The organism is Fusibacter sp. 3D3, from assembly GCF_001748365.1.
In the GTDB taxonomy this organism is placed as follows: Bacteria; Bacillota; Clostridia; order Peptostreptococcales; family Acidaminobacteraceae; genus Fusibacter_A.
The window spans coordinates 1-4,278 of record NZ_BDHH01000043.1; the positions used below are offsets into that span (position 1 = coordinate 1).

The following is a 4,278-nucleotide window of genomic DNA, read 5'->3' on the forward strand; positions in this document are numbered from 1 at the left end:
TCTATCCGTTGACTCAAATAAAGGAGCAAATAACTTCTAAATGAATTCAATATAATTTTAAAGACATTAAGTAGTATAATCCCTATCGAAATCACGTGAAGTGAGTTTAATAAGCCATAAGGTAAAATATCATCCAATAGAAATTTAAAGTAAAATGCCCCTTATATCCCTAAGAATGTATAGAGTAGAGATGCTAAAAATACATGTATTATTAAATTTTTTTGAGGTACAAGCAAACCAAAAAAACGTTTAAAAATACCTTGTGTCATGTCTCCTTTTTCAAATTTCACATCAGGGACTAAGAGGATTAAAACGCCTGTCCATAACTTCATAAAGTCATCGAGTTCATAGGTTATCAAGCCTTTGGCAGGATCTGCTACGATTATTTTATCTTTCGCAATTTTATGTATCACCATATAATGTAGCAGCGAACCCTCCACGACTATGTGAGCGATTGCAGGTAATGGAAACTCAGAAAAAAGTGCTTCTTTATCTCCTTTGACCCCTTTTGCTGAAAAGCCCAATTCTTCTGCTGCCTTAATGACGCCATAGGCATTTGTCCCCTGCTTATCCGTTCCAGCGATTTCTCTAATTCTCGTTATTGGTATTTTAAGACCATATTGTTTTGAAACTGTGGCAAGACATGCTGCACCACAGTCCGTTGTGTCGTATTGCTTGACGCAATGAAACTTTTCTTTTATAAAAAACATGAAACCCTCCGATGCGATTTATGAGAATTTTAATGCAATGAACACTTGTTGGACACATAAAAATTGTAATATAGTGTAAGAGTGAATAGGTTATACCCATTTTCAAGATACCATAGCCCGCCTAGTTTTACAATAGGCTATATGTATTTTGTTCTATTTTTTACTTTTTTTGTTTTTGCTATTGACAGATCATTTCCCATCTGGTACCATAAAATTAATCTTGTGGCAATTATAGTTAATTTGTGAATTTTTTTTAATGCGGCGATCGCGTACTCTATTAAACAATTCAAGTTTGGAATTATATCCCTGTATTGTCTCCAACCCAATAAAACTAATTGAAAGTGAGTTTTTTATGAAAAAAAAAATATTATTGAAATTAGCCATAATGAAAATAATTGGTGGTTTGTTACTCATTGGAAACTTTGCTCTTGTATGTGATTATTATTTTAAGCTAATTTTATTTCCAAACAGTCCCAAAATCGCTCAAATTGTTTTTTTTATTTTACTATGTTCTCTAATTTTTCTGGTATTTTATTCAGTCTCTTTATTTAAGGAAATAAAAAAGCTCTTTGATATTGATATATTTAAAATTTTTCGTGATGAAGAAAGAAGTTATAGTACCTTAATGGATAATCCAATTATTGACTTTTTTTCTTTTTATATAATGGTGTTATTTAGACTGCACAAAATTATTGAAGAGATTCAAGAATAGCTTCAAAATCTTATTTCAAGGAGAATTTGTTAAAATGAAAGAAAGTAATAGCATCAAATATGTAAAATCAAACTTCACCATTTTATTAGAAAATAGTGAAGAAATATATTACCTTTTTAACACAAGAACTAGCGCAATTTGTAAACTTGATAAAGCAGCTTTTGAATTTTATGAAAATTATCCAAATAATCATATTGATGATAACTTTGAAAATTTACATTCTATATTAATTTCTGAAGGATTTTTAATTGAAAGCAATCAAAAAGAAATCGACTATATAAAGCATAATTTATATAAAAGCCGATATGATGAAAAAACACTTTCTTTAACCATTGCTCCTACAATGAACTGTAACTTCTCATGTAGTTATTGTTTTGAGACGAATAAAGAATTTGGAAAAATGGACTCAACAGTAATTACACAATTGAAGGAGTTCGTTTCAAAGAAACTTCACCACCAAACCAAATTAGAAATAACGTGGTTTGGTGGTGAACCATTATTAGCTTTAGATACTATAACCGAATTAACTGAATCTTTTATATCAATTTGTAAAGAAAAAAAATGTACGTATAATTCAAATCTAATTACAAATGGCTATTTAGTTTCACAAGATATATTACCTATTTTGAAGAATAATTTAATACGAACTATCCAAATAACTCTTGATGGCTCTGAAGAATATCATAATCAAAAAAGATTTTTATCTGATGGTTCTGGAACTTATAAGACTCTAATCCATAATATAAAGTTACTAAAGGATAATGAATTTGCTGTAACAGTAAGACTAAATCAAGAAAAAAGCAATATAAATAGCATTAGTGAAGTTTTAAAAGACTTTGAATCTTATGAAATTGATAATGTCCCTGTGAGTTTTGGAAGAATAGAAGCATACGGAAATTCAGAGTATCATGATAAATGTTTGGATGTACCTGAATTTGCAGAAATTGAGTTGAATTATCATCAAACTCGATTAAAACAAAATAAGACAAAGAAAGTTAAACTGCCAACTAGATTAAGAAACTATTGTCTTGCTGATCAGGTCTATGCATATGTTTTTGATTCCAAAGGGTTCATTTACAAATGTTGGAACGATATTGGTAATATAGATCACTCAATTGGTAATTTAAATACTAATCTAATCAATAATCAAGACCTGTTTCTTAGCTACATGAAGTTTGATCCAACCATTGACAAAGAATGTAAAAACTGTAATGTTATGCCTTTATGTATGGGGGGATGCCCTCACAACCGTATATATACCAATAGAACCTGTAGTAATCTTAGATATAACATTAGTGAATTAGTAAAACTAGTAGTAGTTTAAATAAAAAAATCATAAGCGAGGTAAATATGGGAAAAATTGACATTATAAACAAATCATTGGCTAATTTAGATGGATTCACACTACTGAATGATGACGAGGCAATGGATACAAATGGTGGTAACTTGTGTTTCTTCTTTACTCGAGTTATTATACCAGATGGTGGAATTAATTTACCAGAGTGTCCCTATTATACGTAAATAGATATAACTTTTTTTTAAAAATTTAACAATGACTCTAATTACTACTAGTTTTACATATGCAAAATAGATTTCAATCTTATGATTTGAAGTCTATTTTGCATATATGAGTTGCATCAATCTATCCACATGCACTATGAACTATAAATTTAAGAAGATAATATCATTTTTTGTAACGATTCCATTTTTACCAATTATACTTTTTTTGTGATTTTTCTCTCATCTCTATCACTTATAGATTTTTTGAGATGATCGATTTAAATTTCGACATAATTCCATTGAAGAAAAAAAATAGTAATTTTCTCTTACATTATCAACCTCTTTTGGTGTCCATCCGACACCAAAAGAGGTAATAAGCCATAAGGTAAAATATCATCCAATAGAAATTTAAAGTAAAATGCCCCTAATATCCCTAAGAATGTATAGAGTAGAGATGCTAAAAATACATGTATTATTAAATTTTTTTGAGGTACAAGCAAACCAAAAAAACGTTTAAAAATACCTTGTGTCATGTCTCCTTTTTCAAATTTCACATCAGGGACTAAGAGGATTAAAACGCCTGTCCATAACTTCATAAAGTCATCGAGTTCATAGGTTATCAAGCCTTTGGCAGGATCTGCTACGATTATTTTATCTTTCGCAATTTTATGTATCACCATATAATGTAGCAGCGAACCCTCCACGACTATGTGAGCRATTGCAGGTAATGGAAACTCAGAAAAAAGTGCTTCTTTATCTCCTTTGACCCCTTTTGCTGAAAAGCCCAATTCTTCTGCTGCCTTAATGACGCCATAGGCATTTGTCCCCTGCTTATCCGTTCCAGCGATTTCTCTAATTCTCGTTATTGGTATTTTAAGACCATATTGTTTTGAAACTGTGGCAAGACATGCTGCACCACAGTCCGTTGTGTCGTATTGCTTGACGCAATGAAACTTTTCTTTTATAAAAAACATGAAACCCTCCGATGCGATTTATGAGAATTTTAATGCAATGAACACTTGTTGGACACATAAAAATTGTAATATAGTGTAAGAGTGAATAGGTTATACCCATTTTCAAGATAACATAGCCCGCCTGGTTTTACAATAGGCTATATGCATTTTGTTCTATTTTTTACTTTTTTTGTTTTTGYTATTGACAGATTATTTCCCATCTGGTACCATAAAATTAATCTTGTGGCAATTATTCTAGAAAATATTGYTGCAGATTAAAAATCAATTATAAGTTACATAACGCATGCATTAGTAATGAGAAATTAGAAAAATGATATTTTATGGAGGTATWAMAGATGTTTAAAGAATTAGAAATGGAAGAAATGATGGATGTGAATGGTGG

General features: G+C 30.3%; 4 protein-coding genes. 2 read left to right on the forward strand and 2 right to left on the reverse strand.

Features of this window, described 5'->3' with window-relative positions:
- Positions 1–161: 161 nt before the first annotated feature.
- Positions 162–710 carry a cysteine peptidase family C39 domain-containing protein gene (locus F3D3_RS22960; protein WP_069876837.1) on the reverse strand — a complete coding sequence of 183 codons (549 nt, stop codon included), beginning with the start codon at positions 708–710 and terminating at the stop codon, positions 162–164.
- 352 nt (positions 711–1,062) lie between these two features.
- Here F3D3_RS22960 and F3D3_RS22965 point away from each other — a divergent pair, with 352 nt between their 5' ends.
- On the forward strand, positions 1,063–1,422 hold the full coding sequence (locus F3D3_RS22965) for a hypothetical protein (RefSeq protein WP_069876840.1): 360 nt from the start codon (positions 1,063–1,065) through the stop codon (positions 1,420–1,422).
- A gap of 34 nt (positions 1,423–1,456) precedes the next feature.
- Entirely contained in the window at positions 1,457–2,746 is a 1,290-nt protein-coding gene (locus tag F3D3_RS22970) for a radical SAM/SPASM domain-containing protein (protein WP_069876842.1), read from the forward strand.
- Between the two features lie 502 nt (positions 2,747–3,248).
- On the opposite strand, the gene F3D3_RS22975 is transcribed toward F3D3_RS22970, so the two are convergent.
- On the reverse strand, positions 3,249–3,896 hold the full coding sequence (locus F3D3_RS22975) for a cysteine peptidase family C39 domain-containing protein (RefSeq protein ID WP_069876845.1): 648 nt from the start codon (positions 3,894–3,896) through the stop codon (positions 3,249–3,251).
- Positions 3,897–4,278 lie beyond the last annotated feature (382 nt).